General features: G+C 57.9%; 17 protein-coding genes and 1 other annotated feature. Of the genes, 3 read left to right on the top strand and 14 right to left on the bottom strand.

The features are described 5' to 3' along the window. Nucleotides 1-43 precede the first annotated feature (43 nt). The 14 genes from A2V21_309210 to A2V21_309145 all read right to left on the bottom strand — a co-directional run bounded on the left by A2V21_309210 (nucleotide 44) and on the right by A2V21_309145 (nucleotide 15,484). Nucleotides 44-871, bottom strand: a complete 828-nt coding sequence (locus A2V21_309210; protein OIJ74421.1) for a ribosomal RNA small subunit methyltransferase A — start codon at nucleotides 869-871, stop codon at nucleotides 44-46. 5 nt (nucleotides 872-876) lie between these two features. Then, complete coding sequence (locus A2V21_309205; GenBank protein ID OIJ74420.1) at nucleotides 877-1,896, bottom strand: tRNA (adenosine(37)-N6)-threonylcarbamoyltransferase complex transferase subunit TsaD; 1,020 nt, start codon at nucleotides 1,894-1,896, stop codon at nucleotides 877-879. Between the two features lie 5 nt (nucleotides 1,897-1,901). Beyond that, complete coding sequence (locus A2V21_309200) at nucleotides 1,902-3,029, bottom strand: cysteine desulfurase (protein ID OIJ74419.1); 1,128 nt, start codon at nucleotides 3,027-3,029, stop codon at nucleotides 1,902-1,904. A gap of 57 nt (nucleotides 3,030-3,086) precedes the next feature. Beyond that, on the bottom strand, nucleotides 3,087-5,909 hold the full coding sequence (locus tag A2V21_309195) for a hypothetical protein (protein OIJ74418.1): 2,823 nt from the start codon (nucleotides 5,907-5,909) through the stop codon (nucleotides 3,087-3,089). A 10-nt stretch (nucleotides 5,910-5,919) separates the two neighbouring features. Then, complete coding sequence (locus A2V21_309190; protein ID OIJ74417.1) at nucleotides 5,920-7,446, bottom strand: ATP-dependent protease; 1,527 nt, start codon at nucleotides 7,444-7,446, stop codon at nucleotides 5,920-5,922. A gap of 200 nt (nucleotides 7,447-7,646) precedes the next feature. Next, entirely contained in the window at nucleotides 7,647-8,948 is a 1,302-nt protein-coding gene (locus A2V21_309185) for a phosphomethylpyrimidine synthase (protein ID OIJ74416.1), read from the bottom strand. After that, complete coding sequence (locus A2V21_309180; GenBank protein OIJ75135.1) at nucleotides 8,945-10,306, bottom strand: hypothetical protein; 1,362 nt, start codon at nucleotides 10,304-10,306, stop codon at nucleotides 8,945-8,947. Before A2V21_309180 ends, A2V21_309185 begins: the two co-directional genes overlap by 4 nt. 24 nt (nucleotides 10,307-10,330) lie before the next feature. Further along, on the bottom strand, nucleotides 10,331-10,966 hold the full coding sequence (locus tag A2V21_309175) for a hypothetical protein (protein ID OIJ74415.1): 636 nt from the start codon (nucleotides 10,964-10,966) through the stop codon (nucleotides 10,331-10,333). Nucleotides 10,967-10,968: 2 nt separating this feature from the next. Then, nucleotides 10,969-11,730: a cobalamin 5'-phosphate synthase gene (locus A2V21_309170; protein OIJ75134.1), complete on the bottom strand. Its 762-nt coding sequence runs from the start codon at nucleotides 11,728-11,730 to the stop codon at nucleotides 10,969-10,971. Nucleotides 11,731-11,748: 18 nt separating this feature from the next. After that, on the bottom strand, nucleotides 11,749-12,804 hold the full coding sequence (locus A2V21_309165; GenBank protein OIJ74414.1) for a nicotinate-nucleotide--dimethylbenzimidazole phosphoribosyltransferase: 1,056 nt from the start codon (nucleotides 12,802-12,804) through the stop codon (nucleotides 11,749-11,751). After that, a complete protein-coding gene (locus A2V21_309160) occupies nucleotides 12,791-13,273 on the bottom strand; it encodes a hypothetical protein (GenBank protein ID OIJ74413.1) in 483 nt (160 codons plus the stop codon). The genes A2V21_309165 and A2V21_309160 overlap by 14 nt, the downstream gene beginning before the upstream one ends. A gap of 58 nt (nucleotides 13,274-13,331) precedes the next feature. Further along, nucleotides 13,332-13,850, bottom strand: a complete 519-nt coding sequence (locus A2V21_309155; GenBank protein OIJ74412.1) for a bifunctional adenosylcobinamide kinase/adenosylcobinamide-phosphate guanylyltransferase — start codon at nucleotides 13,848-13,850, stop codon at nucleotides 13,332-13,334. Further along, nucleotides 13,850-14,377 (bottom strand): hypothetical protein, encoded by a 528-nt coding sequence (locus A2V21_309150; protein OIJ74411.1) that lies wholly within the window; start codon nucleotides 14,375-14,377, stop codon nucleotides 13,850-13,852. The genes A2V21_309155 and A2V21_309150 overlap by 1 nt, the downstream gene beginning before the upstream one ends. A 101-nt stretch (nucleotides 14,378-14,478) precedes the next feature. Next, nucleotides 14,479-14,664: a binding site (cobalamin riboswitch), on the bottom strand. A 52-nt stretch (nucleotides 14,665-14,716) separates the two neighbouring features. Further along, nucleotides 14,717-15,484, bottom strand: coding sequence for a hypothetical protein (locus tag A2V21_309145; GenBank protein ID OIJ74410.1), 768 nt, complete (start codon nucleotides 15,482-15,484; stop codon nucleotides 14,717-14,719). Nucleotides 15,485-15,643: 159 nt separating this feature from the next. Between A2V21_309145 and A2V21_309140 the strand changes: the two genes are divergently transcribed. The 3 genes from A2V21_309140 to A2V21_309130 all read left to right on the top strand — a co-directional run bounded on the left by A2V21_309140 (nucleotide 15,644) and on the right by A2V21_309130 (nucleotide 17,395). Continuing rightward, a complete protein-coding gene (locus A2V21_309140; GenBank protein OIJ74409.1) occupies nucleotides 15,644-16,243 on the top strand; it encodes a hypothetical protein in 600 nt (199 codons plus the stop codon). A gap of 199 nt (nucleotides 16,244-16,442) precedes the next feature. Further along, nucleotides 16,443-17,132, top strand: a complete 690-nt coding sequence (locus tag A2V21_309135; protein ID OIJ74408.1) for a GntR family transcriptional regulator — start codon at nucleotides 16,443-16,445, stop codon at nucleotides 17,130-17,132. Next, nucleotides 17,129-17,395 carry a hypothetical protein gene (locus A2V21_309130; protein ID OIJ74407.1) on the top strand — a complete coding sequence of 89 codons (267 nt, stop codon included), beginning with the start codon at nucleotides 17,129-17,131 and terminating at the stop codon, nucleotides 17,393-17,395. Before A2V21_309135 ends, A2V21_309130 begins: the two co-directional genes overlap by 4 nt. Nucleotides 17,396-17,420: the final 25 nt, after the last annotated feature.

Below are 17,420 nucleotides of genomic sequence, written 5' to 3'. Positions count from 1 at the left end.
ATTGCCAAAAGTCAAGGATGTATAAAGCCTCGCCCACCTTTGCCTACGCCTTTTTCCTTAAATAGAGTGCATGGGCCAACCTACCGAATTCATTGAGGTTTAAGGTCTCTCCCCGCCTGGACTGGTCTATCGAGGCCTCAAGAAGAGCTTCCCCGATCTCCTTCTTTTCAAGGCCGGGGATAGTCAAAGAGTTGATGAGCATCTTGCGCCTGCTCCCGAACGCGCCCCTCACGACCTTTTTAAAGAAGGCCTCGTCGTCAAGAGCTATCCTGGGCCCATCGAGCACCCGGAAGCTTAAAACTGAAGAGTCAACCTTTGGCTTGGGAAAGAAGAGGCGGCTTGGGACGTCGAACTCCTTTTTGACGTCGGTGAAGGCCTGGGCGATGACAGAAAGTATGCCGTAGTCGCGGCTCCCCGGCCCTGAGGCCAGGCGTGTTGCGACCTCCTTCTGGAACATGAGCACCATTATCGAAAAGGCTTCCCGTTCCTCCAGCAGCTTCGAGAGTATCGGGCCTGATATGTAGTAGGGCAGGTTCGCGACCAGCTTGTATTTTACATTGCGCTCACTGGCAAGCCCTCTGTACGAGAGCTTTAACGCGTCCACGGTCATAACCTCGAAGCTATCCGGCTGGAACCTTCCCTTGAGCCCTTCCGCAAGCTCTCGATCGACCTCTATGGCAAGCACCTTTGCCCCGGCCTCGATAAGCCCGGCCGTGAGCATGCCTGTGCCGGGGCCTATCTCGAGGACATGGTCGCCCGGAGCGACACCAGCGGCCTCGACTATCTTCCTGACTATATTCCTGTCTGTCAGGAAGTGCTGGCCGAACCGCTTCTTCGGGCGCACCCCTGCTCTTTCATCCCTGGGCCCCATTCCCACTAAAAACCCTCCCAGGTGGGCTTGGCGTTGAGATCGAGCCCGGCCAGCTTCCCTGCGCCAAGCTGGCGGTACCCGAGGGAAGCGACCATCGCGGCGTTATCGGTGCAGAACCCCGGAGGCGGTATAAAGAGCTTCAAGCCTTTTTCCAGGGCGATTGCCTGCAAGCTCTCCCTGAACCTTGAGTTGGAGGCAACCCCTCCGGCCACCACGAGGTTCCTCGCGCCGGTGGCCTCGACGGCCCAGAGGGCTTTTGTCACGAGGACGTCGACGACAGACTCCTGGAAGCTCGCCGAGAGGTCGGCAAGCAACCCGTCGACGGGAAGAGCTTTAAGCCCTTTAACATATGTCAGCATCGCGGTCTTCAAGCCGCTGAAGCTGAAGTCAAGGTTACCTTTACCGAGGAGCGGCCTGGGAAACGTTATCGCGTCCCTTGAACCCTCCCTTGAGAGGGCATCTATCGCGACCCCGCCCGGATAGCCGAGCCCCAATAGCTTCGCGACCTTGTCAAGGGCCTCTCCCGCGGAATCGTCGAGCGTCTGGCCGAGTATCCTGTATCTTGTGAAATCCTCGAATAAAAGAAGGGTCGTGTGCCCGCCCGAGACTATGAGCGCGACGAACGGGAAGGCCGGAGGCTCCTTATCTTCGCCCTTATCCATAAGAAAGGCCGCGTGGGCATGCGCCTCGATGTGGTTTACACCGGTAAGGGGAAGGCCTCGAACATATGAGAGCGACTTGGCGAAGGAAAGGCCTATAAGGATGGAGCCGACGAGCCCCGGCCCCTGCGTTACCGCCACCCCATCGATATCGTCAAGGGATACCCCCGCGGAGGAAAGCGCACCTTCCACGACAGGGACTATCGCCTCTATGTGGGCGCGAGAGGCGAGCTCGGGGACCACGCCCCCGTATCTGGCGTGTATCGCCTCCTGTGACGATACTACAGAGGATAGCACCTTGCGCCCGTCTTCCACCAAAGCGGCGGCCGTGTCGTCACAGGACGATTCTATTCCGAGTACAAGCATCCTACTCACTTCGAGGCTATCGACCTTATCGCCCTTAAGAACTCTTCTATCTCTTCGTTGGCATTAAAGTACCCCGGGCTCACCCTTGCGGCCCCTTCAGGCCACGTACCGGCCTCTCTGTGGGCATGGGGGGCGCAGTGGGTGCCGCACCTTGCCATTATGCCGAACTCGTCGTCGAGCCTCAGGCCCACATCAGCCGGGCCCCTGCCGCTTATGTTGAAGGACACGAGGGATGCCCTCCTGGATATATCCTTTGTGCCTATTATGCTTATGCCGCCGGTCGCCAGCAAGCCGCTTACGAGCATACCGACGAGCTCTTCTTCCCTTGCGCGTATCCTCGCCACACCTTCCGCAAGGACGAACTCAACGCCCGCGCCAAGCCCGCCGATGCCGGGTGTGTTCATCGTGCCGGATTCAAGCCTTTCGGGAAGCTCCAATTCTGCGCCCGTCTCGCCGGTCCCGCCGTCTACCAATGGCAGAGGCTCTATGCCATCCTCAAGATAGAGAAAGCCTGTGCCCTGCGGGCCGAAAAGAGCCTTATGGCCGGTAGCGGCGAGTATGTTGACGCCCATGGCCATGACGTCTATTGGCACGGCCCCGGCTGTCTGCGCCGCGTCGGTCATGAAGATCACACCTTTTTTCCTGCATGCCCTGCCGATATCCTGCAGAGGCTGAATGGCGCCGAAAACGTTTGAGGCGTGCGCGATACAGACCATCTTCGTATTCTTCTTTATGGCCGACCCGATATCCTCAGGGGAAAGAAAGCCGTCCCTGTCAGGCGGCACACGTGTCGCCTCTACCCCTTTTCTTTCAAGAGAGGCCAGGCACTTGACCACGCTATTGTGCTCGAAGGTGGAGGTCACCACATGGTCGCCGCCCTTAAGGATACCCTTCAGCGCGGCGTTTATGGCCTCGGTGGCGTTCTTGGTGAATACTATTCTGGATGAATCGGCAGCCCCTATGAGCGTTGATACCGACTCCCTTGCGCTAAAGACTACGCGGCCCGCCTCGATGGCCATGGAGTGGCTCGACCTGCCGGGGTTGCCCCCTTTTTTCCTCAGGACCTCGTCTATCACCCTGTATACGCCTTCCGGCTTGGGGAAGGACGTTGCGGCGTTATCAAGGTATATCATGGGCTCCCCCCAGGGTTGGCTTAAAAAGTCCGTCTGCTTCGTTGGCTTCAAAGCGAGTCACCCGCCCTTACCGGTGATGACTTCCTGGATCACCTTGCTGAACTCGGAGACCCTGTAGGGCTTGGCGATGACCCCCGAGAAGCCATACTTGCCGTAATCGGCCATAATAGGGTCTTTTGAGTATCCGCTTGAGACTATGGCCTTCACGCGCGGGTCTATCTCCTTGAGCTTCCTGATGGTCTCTTTGCCGCCAAGGCCGCCAGGGACCGTGAGGTCAAGGATCACTGCGTCGAAAGGAACGCCGCCATTCATCGCCTTCGTAAAGAGGTCGATGGCCTCCTTGCCGCTCCCCGCGAAGGCGGCCTCATAGCCCAGGAGCTTGAGCATCTCGGCCGAGACCTCCCTTATGAGCTCCTCGTCGTCCATCACAAGAACGCGCCCCGCGCCCTTCACTACCCCGTAGTCCTTGTCGACAGACTTTGCCTTCGAAGCCGGCAGGTAAAGGCTGAAGATCGTCCCCTCCCCCACCTTGGAATCGACCTCTATATGCCCCTTGTGCTTCTTTATTATGGAGTATGTAACAGAAAGCCCAAGGCCGCTCGCCTTCTTTTTGGTCGTGAAGAACGGGTCGAATATCTTTGAAAGGAGCTTCGCGGGTATGCCGACCCCAAAGTCCCTGAAGGCCGTCTTTATGTATCTGCCGGGCTTGAGGGGCAAGGCGCTAAACTCGTCAACCTCTGTATTTACGGCGGCTATCTTTATCTTGCCACCATCGGGCATGGCGTGCATGGCGTTGAGTATTATGTTGTTGACGACCTGGGAAAGCTGCCCCTGATCGGCCTCAACGGGGCAGAGCCCCTCCGGGAACGAATAGTCGCAGACGACGTTTGAGCCACGGAGGACCAGCTCGGCCGAGTCCCTGACTATCTGCTCTATAGATGCCGGTTCCTTCACCGGCTCTCCGCCCTTTGAGAAGGTCAGAAGCTGCTTGGTAAGGCTCTTGGTCTTCATCGCCGACTTCTCTATCGAATCGAGGATGGCCGCCACCTGGTCGTCTGGCCTGACGTAATTTTTCGCTACAGAGACGTTTCCCAGGATGCCGAGCAGGAGGTTATTGAAGTCATGGGCTATGCCTCCCGCCAGCACGCCGATGGAATCGAGCTTCTGGGCCTTGAGTATCTCGGCCTCCAGCCTCTTGTGCTCGGTCACGTCCTGCACCGTGCCTGCCATGCGCAAGGGCTGCCCATCAGCGCCCCAGGTGACCTCGGCCTTTTCATTTACGATGCGCTCCGTGCCGTCAGGGCGCACGACCCTGTGGCTTATTTCGTACTGCTTCCGGTGATTGAAGGCCTCGCGGACCGCGAGCTGAACGGCCTCCCTGTCTCCCGGGTGCACGCAAGCGAGAAAGGCGTCGTAAGTGGCGCCGAACTCCTGCGGGGCGAGGCCGAATATCCTGTATGTCTCATCGGACCAGTGGAGGGTGTTCTTCGCTATATCCCAGTCCCAGCTGCCCATATGGGCTATGGCCTGAGCCTCCCTTAGCCTCTCTTCGCTCCTCCTCAGGGCCTCTTCCGTCCTTTTCCGCTCCGTTATGTCCGTGGATATGCCGCAGATCGCGCCGGGCGCGCCAGGGATGGGGAACTTTATAGAAAGGTACGTATGAAGCCGCCCGTCAGGCCCGACCGCGGTCTCCTCGAATTCCACGGGGCGGTTCGACTCTATCGCCTTCCTGTCGTTTTCGCGGAACGAATCTGCTATACCCTTTGGGAAAAGGTCGTGGTCGGTCCTGCCGACAATCTCTTTCCTCTCCACCCTGAACTGCTTCTCGTACCACCTGTTTACGAGGATGAACCTGCCTTCGGGGTCCTTCATGTAGATGACGGCCGTGGAGTTGTCCATTATGGCCTGAAGGTTGGCCTCGCTCTTTTTCCTTATGTCCTCGGCCCTTTTTCTCTCGAGCTCAAGGGAGGCCCGCAAGGCGAAAAGCCGCATCATCGCCTTGACCTCCTCCTCGCCTGAAAGCGGCTTGTCATCGATAGCGGCGATATGTCCCATGACCTTGCCGCCGGAATCCAGCAGCGGTATACCGACGAAGCTTTCAGCCTTCATATGGACGAGGTGCTCGTCACCCGGGAAGGAGGCCTGGACAGAACGCGGGTAAGAGCATACCTCGCCCATGACGACCTCCCCGCAAGGGGTGCCCTGCATGTCGTATTCGAAGTTATCGGCGAAACGCCCCTTTGCCCATATCGCGAGGATCCGCGCCCGTCCCGTCCCGACCCGTTCCGCGACGAGGGCGTACTTGAAACCGAGCGCCACCGCGAGCTGGCGCACAAGTGTCCGGAGGAACTCTTCCCCGGCAACTGAAGACGTCGCCTTGACTATCGTGTGCAGCAGCTCCTCGGTCTTTATCCTCTTGAGTATCTGTATCTCAAGAGACCTGTTCGCGGACTTAAGCTCGGCGGTCCGCCTCTTGACCTTCTCCTCGAGCTGGTCCCTGGAGGCCTTTAGCTCTGTGGCCGCCCTCACCCGCTCCGTTATATCCCTTTTTATGCTCAGCTTGAGCTTTTCCCCGCCGGCCTGTATATCCTTGACCGTCATGGCCACCCAGACCTCAGAGCCGTCCTTCCTCCTCATCCTGTGCTTAGGATAGAAAACCCCGCCATCAGGCTTCTCGACCCGTTCAAACGGCGCGTCCTCAGGGAAGAGCAACAGCTTTGCATCCGAGCTCAAAAGCTCCTCTTCGGCATATCCGAACATGGAGCAGGCGGCTGTATTGACCTTCCTGTACCGGCCTTGCGCGTCTGTTATGAATATCCCGTCAACGGCGGATGCGAATACGGCTGACAGAAGCTCCTGGTCGTAATCTTTGTCCTTCATCCCACAATCCTCATACAAGCTGCCTGTCGAGGCTCCTGTACTGGATGGCCTCCGACACATGGTGAGAGAGTATCCCTTCCGAGCCGTCGAGGTCGGCTATCGTCCTCGATACCTTGAGTACCCGCGTGTACGCCCTTGCAGAGAGGCCAAGCCTTTCAACGGCGGTCTCAAGGAGCTTTAACGCGTCGCCCTTGGCCTCGCAGTACTTCCTTATGAGCCTCGAAGGAAGGCGGCTGTTCGAGAATATGCCTACACTGCCAAAGCGGGAGGCCTGCACGCCCCTGGCCCTGTCCACCCTCTTCTTTATCTCGGATGACGGCTCGCCCGGCTTTAAGCCTGAGAGGTCTCTAAAGCGCACCGCGGGCACCTCGCAGTGGATGTCTATCCTGTCGAGGAGCGGCCCGGATATCCTCGACCTGTATTGCTGTATCTGCAACGGCGTGCAGACGCATTCCTTGTGCATATCCCCAAGGTATCCGCAGGGGCACGGGTTCATCGCGCCGATGAGCATGAACTCCGACGGGTATGTAAGAGAGACCGCGGCCCTCGATATCGTGACCTTGCCGTCCTCAAGCGGCTGCCTCAAGACCTCAAGGACGTTCTTCTTGAACTCCGGCATCTCGTCTAAAAAAAGGACGCCATTGTGAGAGAGGCTCACCTCTCCGGGCCTCGGCACCCTGCCGCCGCCGATAAGGCCCGCGTCCGATATCGTATGGTGCGGCGACCTGAAGGGACGGCCGGTCACAAGGGGATGGCCAGGCTCAAGCATGCCCGCGATGCTGTGCACCTTGGTAGTCTCTATCGACTCTTCAAGGGTCATATCCGGCAGTATCGTCGGGACCCTCTTGGCGAGCATCGTCTTGCCTGACCCCGGGGGGCCGATAAGGAGCACGTTATGGCCGCCGGCGGCCGCCACCTCGAGGGCCCGCTTCACATGCTCCTGCCCCTTTACGTCAGATATGTCGATATTGTCGGGCGGGCGGGCGCCGAAGAACGCGGCAGAGTCGACCCGTGCGGGCTCAATGGAGGCGGAACCGTTGAGGAACTCGACGAGCCCGGCGAGGCTTCCGACCCCGTAGACCTCCACCCCTTCGACTATCGCGGCCTCGCCGCTGTTCTCTACCGGGAGGATGAGCTTTTTGCCCCTTTGCCGGGCCAGCACCGCTACAGAAAGAGACCCCCTTGCTGGCTTTATGCAACCGTCGAGAGAAAGCTCGCCGAGTATCAGGTACTCTTCAAGCGACTCTGCCTTGATCATCCCTTCGGCCTTGAGTATGCCAACGGCCACGGGCAGGTCGAAGGTAGTGCCTTCCTTCTTTATATCCGCGGGGGCGAGATTGACCGTTATCTTTTTCGCTGGAAGGCTGTAGCCGGAGTTCTTTATCGCCGCCCTCACCCTGTCCTTGCTCTCCTTGACGGCGTTGTCAGGAAGCCCGACGGTCGAAAACGATGGAAGTCCCCTGGAGATATCTACCTCGACCTCTACCAGCAGGGCATCCACCCCGAGGGTGGATGCCGTAAGCACCCGTGAGAGCATATCCAGGCATCCTTTTAAACGTGAAAGAGCCGCAAAAAAGTTATAATAGCAGAAAGAAAAGGCCGGTTACAAGCAGAACGAAGAGGGGGCGGGAAAGGCCCTCCAAAGACCAAGTCCCTTCCCTTTTAAAAAAGGAAGGCGAAAAAAAACCCCCGCGGCAAGCGCGGGGGGATCGAAGAGCCGGCCTTGATATTAAAAGCCTATTTTTTCTGACCCTTTTCAAGGGCTGCCTTGAAATACCCTCCAGCGTTATCGAGCGCGCAAAAGCTCCCGCACATGGTGCAGGTCTCTTCCGCTTCAGGGGCCCTGCTCTCACGTATCTCCTTGGCGCGCTCCCCGAAGAGGCCTAACTTGAACTGGTCGTCCCACTTGAGGTCCCGCCTTGCCTTTGACATGTCGAGGTCCCGCCCCTTCCTCCCGAGCTTTACCATGTCCCCGACGTGGGCGGCTGTCCTGGCGGCCCTTACCCCCTCTACCACGTCCTCTTCGTTCGGGAGCGCCAGGTGCTCGGCGGGCGTCACATAACAGATGAGGTCTGCCCCATACCTTGCCGCCTCTGCCGCGCCTATGGCGGCAGAGATGTGGTCGTACCCGGCCGCGACGTCTGTCGTAAGAGGGCCAAGGACGTAGAACGGGGCGTTGTCGCTCATCCTCTTCTGGAGCTTTACGTTGGCCTCTATGTCGTCAAGCGGCAGGTGACCTGGCCCCTCGCACATCATCTGGCAGCCCATGGAGCGCCCCACTTCAGCAAGCTCGCAGTTTATGATGAGCTCCTGCACCTGCGCCCTGTCGAGGCTGTCATGTATGGCCCCGGCCCTCAAGCCGTTGCCGAGGCTCAGGACGCAGTCGTATTTTTTGAATATCTCGACGACACGGTCGAACTTCTCGTAGAGCGGGTTCTCCCTCCCGTTCCTGAGCATCCATCCCACCATGTACGACCCGCCTCTTGACACGAGGCCGCCGTACCTGTAGCCCTGCTTCTGCAGTCTTTCTATGGTGAGCCTGTTTATGCCGCAATGGACGGCCATGAACGATATACCGTCGGCGCACTGCCTCTCGATCACGTCGAAAAGAAGTTCTTCGGTAAGCTTGTTCGGGTCATGGTACTTCTTTATCGCCTCCTTGAAGGCCTGGTAGAGCGGGACGCTCCCCACAGGAAGGTTGACCGCCGAGAGCACCTCTTTCCTGATAGAGTCGAGGTCCCCACCGACCGAAAGCTCCATGAGGGTGTCTGCCCCGGCACGCTCAGCCGCGATGGCCTTTCTCACCTCGGCATCGACGTCTACGATATCGGACGAGGTCCCGATACTCGCGTTCACCTTGGTCCTAAGGCCCATGCCGATGCCCACGAGGGCGGAGGCGCGCTTACTGTTTAAAGGTATGACGCATCTGCCGTCAGCTATCTTCTGACGCAGATCTTCAGCGCCTATACCCTCGGAGGCGGCCACCTTTTCGACCTCTTTCGTTATTATCCCCTTCTTCGCGGACTCTACCTGGTTCATCTCTTCTCCCTTGAACTGAATATTTGCGCCGCCTTTATAAAGCCTTCGGCAAAACCCGGATTGCTTCCAAAATGGAGGTGGACGTAGCTCGCGAGCGCGTTAAGGCGCGTGAACCCTTCGGAGAAATCAGGGGCGCCGCCCGCCACCCTGTATGCCTTCCTGAGCCCGGCTGGGTCGGCAACGATCTCGGAGTAATGGAACTCATGGCCGCGGATCCGGCCTTTTTTTAAAAACGGGCACCACCGGTTGAAGACGACCTCCCTGTAGCCGAGCGCCTTTCTCCCCTTGACAAGCCTTGTGGCCCAGGGGAAGACCCCGGCCATGCGCCGCTTTTCCCCTTCATGCTCTATGGTACCACCCAGGTACATGAGGCCGCCGCACTCGGCGTAGACCGGCATCCCCTTATAAGCGAGCCTTTTTATCGAACGCCTTAAACCTGTATTCGCCTCAAGCCCGGCTGAGTAAAGCTCCGGGTATCCCCCGCCGATGTAGAGGCCGCTCGCGCCTTCCGGGAAGGGATCTTTGAGGGGGCTGAAAAAAAGCAGCTCCGCCCCAAGCCCTTCAAGGAGGTCGAGGTTCTCCTGGTAATAGAATGAGAAGGCCCTGTCAAAAGCTACGGCTACCCTCACACGGCCTTTCGCCTTCGCCCTCTTTTTTTTCTTCTCAGGCACCTCGACGAGCGCCCCGCCAAGAAGCGCATCAAGGTCGACCGCGGCCTCGACAGCGCGGGCCGCGCTTCTGGCGGCCATCGCTATATTTTCAGATGCTTCAGCCGCGGTCACGAGCCCAAGGTGCCTCTCCTCCATCTTCAAGGCCTCGTCCCTTCTTATGCAACCGATGAGCTTTATCCTTGAGTCCCGCGAGATAGAGTCTGCGAGTATCCTCGAATGCCTGTCGCTTCCCACCCTGTTGAAGAGCGCCCACCTTATGTCCGCCTCCGGGTCGTAGGCCTCGAAGCCCTTTACGAGAGCGCCCATGCTCCTGGCGGCCTTCTCGGCGTTTGCCACAAGGAGGACAGGGACGCCCAGCACCTTCGAAAGATGGGCGGTAGAGCCCTCTTCGCCGCTGCCGTCCTTGCCGTCATAGAGGCCCATTACGCCCTCTATTACGGCGCAGTCCGCCCCTTCTATAGCCCGGAGGAATGTATCGCGCACGCCGCGCGCGCCCATCATCCATGTATCGAGGTTGTACGATGGCCGTCCCAGGACCATCCTGTGAAGGCCCGGGTCGATATAGTCCGGCCCTGCCTTGAAGGCCTGCACGATGAGCCCTCTTTTTCTTAGGGCCTCAAGTATTCCGAGCGTTACGATGGTCTTGCCGGAGCCGCTTGAGGCCCCGGCGACTATGAAGGCAGGGATCCTGCGGGTCTTTACCATGATGGCCTAATATATCTCCGTCGGGCGCATTTCCTGGTTCGGCCCGCCGTTCAGCAGCTTTACCACCTTCATGCCGTCGTCGAGGTAATCTATTACGTTAAGGCAGCCGAAGTCCTGCTCGATCCTGAAAAACTTCTCGAGCGGCAGCCCCATGGCCTCGCTCAATATGACCCTGTTGACCCCGCCGTGCGCTACCACGCAGACCGACTCATGCTTGTGCCGCTCAAGTATCCCGGAGAGCGCCGGCATTACCCTTGACCTGAGCTCGACGATGCTCTCGCCTTCCTTGACCTTGCTCGTGGCGAGGTCCTTGAAGCTGAAATCCGACTCCTCAGGGAACCTGGCTATGGCCTCTTCCCTGGTAAGCCCCTCCCACCTGCCGAGGTTCAATTCCCTCAGGGCGTGGACCATCGTGGGCTGAATCCCCAGGAGCGTACCGATTATGCGCGCGCCCTTCACCGCCCTCTGAAGGTCGCTCGAATAGACGGCCTTTATGGGCTGGCTGGCAAGGGTCTCCGAGACCCTGTTCATCTGCTCGACACCTACGCCTGTTATGTCAACGTCGAAGTGGCCGTTGTAGCGGTACTCGTGGTGGTTTACCACCTGTCCGTGCCTTATGAGGTAAAGCCTTGTAGCGCGCATTTCTATTCCTCCAGGTCCGCAGAAAGCATATTGGTCATCGCGAGCACCGATAGAAGGAAAAGGACTTCCGCTATCTCGCTGTGAAAGCCGAAGACGTCGCCTGTGGCGCCGCCTATCTTCCTTTTAAAGTACCCCGCCGACATATAGATTATAATCCAGAGCGCGGCGAGTATCACTAAAGAGAGCAGGCCAAGGAGCAAGGCCATTATAAGCGCCGTAGAAACCGTCGCCTTAAGGAGCACCCCCTTTGAGTTGCCGGAGAAGGCGGCCCCGAGCCCGCCTGTAGCCCTCGCGTAAGGCGCAAGATACGCCAGAGGGACCATCGCCCACCTGCCGAGCACCGGGAAGAGAAAGACAGCCTGAGGCTTGACTTCCGCCGGCAGCTCCTGCAAGGCGAGGAATTTGATGAGGAGGAGGAAGAAGACAAAGAGCACCCCAACGGCCCCTATGCGGCTGTCCCGCATTATGCGGAGCCTCTCCTGTGCTGTTTTGCCTCCCGCAAGGCCGTCGACCGTATCGGCGAAGCCGTCGACGTGAAGCCCTCCGTTGGTGAGGACGAGTATCAGGAGCAGCAGCCCCGCCACTATGCTCTCAGGCAGGAGCGTTGAAAGGATAAAGTACGCCGCTACAAGGATAAGCCCCTGCACCGCCCCGATAGCCGGGAACCAGCCCATGGACCTGCCAAGCTCTTCTGGAGTGGCGTCGACCCCTTTTTTTACAGGGAAGACCGTCAGGAACTGGAGGGCGAGTATGAAACCTTTCATCTGATTTTTCATCCAGATTTAGATATTCTTTTCAGAGACCCCGGCGTCCCCGAAGGTAGCCATTTCATTATATATCCTGAGAGCGGCCTCGACCAGCGAGATGCCTATCGCGGCGCCGGTGCCCTCTCCGAGCCTGAGATCAAGGTCGACGAAGGGCCTCAAGCCCATCCTCTCGAGCATCACCGCGTGCCCCTTCTCTACAGACTTGTGGGCCGCGAACATATACTCCGCCGCCTCGGGCTTTATCTCGTAAGCCACAAGCGCCCCTGCGGTTGATATGAAGCCGTCGATCACCACGGGCACCCTCTTCGCGGCCGCCCCGAGTATAAGACCCGCTATGCCGGCTATCTCCGCGCCCCCGAGCTTTGCGAGCACGTCTATGGGGTCCGCGCGGTCGGGCTTGTTTACGGCTATGGCATCCTCTATCACCTGCACCTTGTGCGAGAAGATGGCGTCGTCTATGCCTGTGCCCCTGCCAGTGACAGCTTCCGCTTTTTTCCCGGAGAAGGCAGCGATCATCGCGCTCGACGGGGTCGTGTTGGCAATCCCCATCTCGCCGGTCCCGAATATCACCCCGCCCCCGGCATACTCGGAAGCGATCGAAATACCGGCCTCAACGCACCTTACAGCCTCTTCCCTGGTCATGGCAGGGCCCTTGCGGATATTGCCTGTGCCGCGGACCACCTTTCTTTTAACAAGGCCGGGGGCGTCGTCGAAATCCGTTTCCACGCCGATATCGACTACAACGACCTCCGCCCCTGCGTGGCGCGCGAGCACGTTTATGCCAGCCCCGCCCCTTAAAAAATTCAGGACCATCTGCCGGGTCACTTCCTTCGGAAAGGCGGAGACACCCTCGTCGGCCACACCATGGTCGCCGGCGAAGGTGAATATCACCTTCCTTTTTATCCGCGGCCTCAGCTCTCCGGTTATGGCGACCATCCTCCTGGCGAACTCCTCGAGCCTTCCGAGGCTGTCCTTGGGCTTTGTGAGCGTATCGAGCCTCTGCTGGGCCGCCTCAACAAGGCCATTGTCAACGGGCCTTATCTTTTTAATGACATCTTCAAGCATTGACATCTGATGCCTCCTCAGGTCCTTTCTTTACAATCGAGCTGCCAAAAAGACCGCCGAGGGCTGTTACGACCAGGAAAAAGGCGAGATATATAAAGCTTGAGAGGCCGCCCCCTGATTTCACGAGAAAGATTATCGACACGGGCGCTGCCGCCAGAAGAGACCAGACTATCGCTGACCTTCTGTTCTTTGACAGGATGACGCCGATCAGGACGCCCATGACAAACCCCGCCAGGGGCGTAAGGACGAGGTTGGCGAACGTGGAGGCCTCTTTAAGCATGCTCTCGAAGAGCTCTCTATTGGCCTCCATGTGCTCCTTTGCCGCCTCTTTTGTCCTCCCCTTGAAGAACTCGGCGACGAACCGGCCGTAAGGGGTGATATTGAAGAATGTAAGCGCCCAGGCCACCCCGGCGTAGAAAAAGAAAAAGAGCATGTTGCCGGCGAAGACCGCCGCAAAGATACGCGTTTTTTTCATCAGTTCTCCCGAACTCTTATTTATTAAGTGCCGAAAAACACAAACTCACATTCAGGCTTCATTTCATCTTCAACGGTATGCCGGAGGCAACAAACCAGACCTCATCGGCGCTTGAAGCTACCGCCTGGTTTACCGAGCCTGCCAGGTCCCTGAACCTCCTCGCAAGCCTGTTCTCAGGCACTATCCCCAAGCCCACCTCGTTTGATACGGCGACCACATCAGATAATGACGAGGCGCAGCACTGCGAGAAGGCCTTTGCCACGTCAAGTATTTCGGTATCCGTGAGCCCCTTTGTCATGAGGTTCGTGACCCAGAGTGTGAGGCAGTCTATGACTATCGTCGAACCACCGCCTATGGCGGACAGCCTGCCAGCGAGGTCGACCCCTTCCTCTATCGTCTCCCAGCCGTCTCCCCTTGCTTCCTTGTGCTTCCTTATGCGCTCATCCATCTCGGAGTCGAGCGCCTCTGCCGTGGCAAGGTAGACCTTCCTGCCGGGAAGGCTGGAAGCGAGCTCTATCGAGAAGGCGCTTTTTCCAGAGCGCGCCCCGCCTATTATGAACGAGAATCTGCCGGGCATCAGTACTCGATCCCCCTCCTCGCCGGCACCCCACGGTCAAAGGGATGCTTTATCTTGAGCATCTCCGTAACGTAGTCGGCTGACTGCACAAGCTCTACAGGCGCGCCCCTGCCCGTCAAGGCCACCTCCAATGAATCGGGCTTTTTATCAAGAAAGGCGAGCACGTCATCTATCTTTATCCATCCGCCGTTTATGGCGGACATTATCTCGTCGAATACCGCGAGCCCGTACCCGCCCTCCATCAGCTTTTCCTTGGCGGCCTCGTAAGTGCCCACAACCGACGACCTTACCGCTTCGAGGTCTGTCTTGGCCCTGGTGAAAAAAGGGTGGCGCACATCCGATCGGACGACGTCAACGCCGAGCTTCCTCAAGCTATCCTTCTCGCCTGAAGAGGCGCTCTCTTCCTTGAAGAATTGCACGAAGAGCACCTTCCTGCCCTGGCCTGCGGCCCGGACGCTCAGGCCCACGGAGGCGGTAGTCTTCCCTTTGCCTTCGCCGGTGTAGATATGCACAAGTCCTTCTTTCACTGGTCCTCCTTATAAAACAAAAAAACCCATCCTCGGATAAAGGATGGGTCTGCGGACAGCCAAAGCGCCGGAAACGGCGACCGCCGACCTTCTCCCTCGAAAGGTCTGCTTCAGGCGCGGGCAGGTCTCCTGGCTATGCGGGTCATCCTACTGTCTTGTCCTTCCCGGCCGTTAAGCCAGTGGGTCTACAAGATCTCGTCGCCGCACACAGTTGCGGGGCAGCTCCCGGTTTTACGGGAATTCCCTTTTAGCCCGCCTTCGCGGGCACCTGCGCCATCAGTTTTGAGTAAGGCTATCAGTTTTGCTCCGCCCCCGTCAAGAAAAATCGCCCAGGGCAGGCTACAGGTATTGTTTGACCGCCTCTACGGCCCTTATCATCGCCTCTTCCCCGTGAGGCTCTATCGTGTAGACCGGGTTCTTCGAATATCTTGAAAGGAGGCCGAAGAACATGGGAAAGTCTATCGAGCCCTCGCCGACAGGAAGGTGGTCGTCGTGCTCTCCGTGGTTGTCGTGCAGATGGACCTCGGCTATCCGTGGGCCGAGGACCCTGAACCACTCCTCCATATCGACCTTCGAGAAGACCCTCATGTGGCCGGCGTCAACGCATACGCCGAAGTTTGGGGAAGGGAAGCTGTCCATAAGGAGCTTCAAGGTGAACGGCTCCTTTTCGAATATGTTCTCTACCGCTATGACGGTAGAGAGCCTCTCCGCCCTCTCAACGAATGGGTGCCAGGTCTTGATGCTCTGGGAGAGCCACAGGTTGTAGTCCCCCTTGAACTTCTTCTCGTGGTATCCGGCGTGGAGGACGACCGTCCCCGGGCGAAGGCGCTCTATGACCCTGAATACCTTCTCATAGACCCCGGCGGTAGAAAGTCTCTTCTTCTCATCCATGCTCCCGGGGTTCAAGTCCATGTACGGCCCGTGGAGCGTAATGGTAAGCCCGGCGGAGGCGAACCTCTCCCTTACACGCTCAAGATCATTATCGGATGCGTGCTCGATAAAGAAGGCGTCCATATAGACCTCCGGGTTTATCCCCCGGTTTATAAGAAAGTCCATCCTGCCAAGGAGGTAATGATAAGGCGTATGGACCTGCACGGTGCTCTTCATATGTCTCCTGTAAAAAGCATACATTAAACCGCAAAGGCGCGCCCTGTTCAAGTCCATTTCGCCGGGGGCGCCGCATGAGGGCCTGAAAACTTGTGCTATACTCTGAACATGTCAGTAACTACCTGTTTTATCAAGGTAAGTTCCTTTAAGGAGGAGAACATGAAAAGGTTTGCCACATACGCCTCGGTATTGTCTATGGCACTCGCCTTCCATGCCTCAACAACTCTTGCCGCTACCGCAAAGGCCCCTGCGATACAGGACATGTCCCAGGAAGAGTTGATACGGACCGCCAGGAGCGCGGCCCCGCCGCACATATCGGGGAACGCCACGGTAATGGCCCCGGGCACTGACGGCAAGCTCACCGTCATAAGAGAAGGCTCAAACGAGTTCACCTGCATACCGGACTTAAGCGGCCAGGAAGTCGCCGACCCGATATGCGGCGACAGGGCTGCGACACAGTGGATACTATCAATGCTCAACAATGAGCCCACCCCGGCGAACACAGTCCCTGGCTTTGCCTACATGGCAAAAGGAGGTTGGCACTTTGAGAAGGACGGCAATATCGTAATGGACCCGGCGACACCGGGGGCCACAAGGGTCAAGGACCCACCCCACTGGATGGTCTTCTGGCCTGTGGACTCGAGCGTCACGGGGTTACCGATAGAGCCTGGCAAGTTCGGGACCTATGTGATGTTCCCGGATAGCCCTTACTCACACCTCATGATACACCAGGACCCGATGAAACTCCCGAGGGGATGACCATTCGCAACAGGGGCTGGCAAAATGCCGGCCCCTCTTTTTTTCACTTGGGATTTACATATCCCAAAAAAACCCCTTGATTTCCATTATGTACACAGTATACAATATATAAAAGATTGAAAGAAAATAGCCCCACCCCGGCACCACGGGGAATAGACCCGACGGCGTCCCGCCTAATACTTTTTAAAAATTGGCTGACATGGAAAAGGTTAAAATCCTTGATTACCCGGTAGAGCGTCCGTTGACTCTCAGGGAAAGGATAGTGGATTTCGTAAAAGACTCGATCATCTCCGGCAAGCTAAAGCCCGGAGATAGGGTTCCCGAGCAGGAGATCGCCGAGAGCTTCGGCATATCCAGGACCCCTATACGCGAGGCCTTCCGCCAGCTGGAGAGCGAAGGGTTCATCTCTGTGGTGCCCAGGAAGGGCGCGGTCGTAAGCGCCATGACCGACAAGGACGTGCGCGAGTTCTACGCCATCAAGAGCCTCCTTGAAGGGTATGCCGCCAGGACAGCCTGCGAGAAGCTCTCGCCCAGGGACATAGAAAAACTCGAAGCCTTGAACGCCAAGATGGAAAGGTGCGCCGAAAAAGGCGACGTCAAGAACTTCTTCAAGCTCGACAACCAATTTCACGACACCTTCCTCAAGTCCTGCGGCAACGAGAAGCTCTGCGCTCTCGTGCACCACCTTGTCGCCCAGTTCGAGAGGTTCAGGATAACGGCCCTGTCGCTTCCGGGGCGCATGTCCGATTCGGTCAGGCAGCACAGCGAGATAATCGAGGCGTTCAGGAAGACGGACACCTCCCTTGTCGAAGGGCTCGTGAGGGCGAACGCCGAAAGGGGCAGGGACGTACTCGTCGAGGAACTAACCCAGAAGAAAGTCCAGGCATGAACCTAATACAAAGCCGAGACGCGGCCGCGAGGCTCGCCAGGACAATAGTCTCCGACATAGCCATCTATAACAGAGAGAAGGTGCTGGAGGGGATCAAGAACGATAATATCTTCGAGCTGCTTGAAAAAGAGCTTGGCGAAGGACTTGACCTGTACAGGAGCAGGGTGGCCCCGGGGATAGACAAGAAGAACAGCCTCTACAATAAAGCGATAGTAGATATCCTTATTAAACGGAGCGGCAACATAGAGTCCGATATCTGGTGAAGACCATTGCCTCCCTGGCCCGCTT

This window comes from Deltaproteobacteria bacterium GWC2_55_46 (assembly GCA_001595385.3).
In the GTDB taxonomy this organism is placed as follows: Bacteria; Desulfobacterota; GWC2-55-46; order GWC2-55-46; family GWC2-55-46; genus UBA5799.
This window is presented reverse-complemented; position numbering and strand designations above follow the sequence as displayed.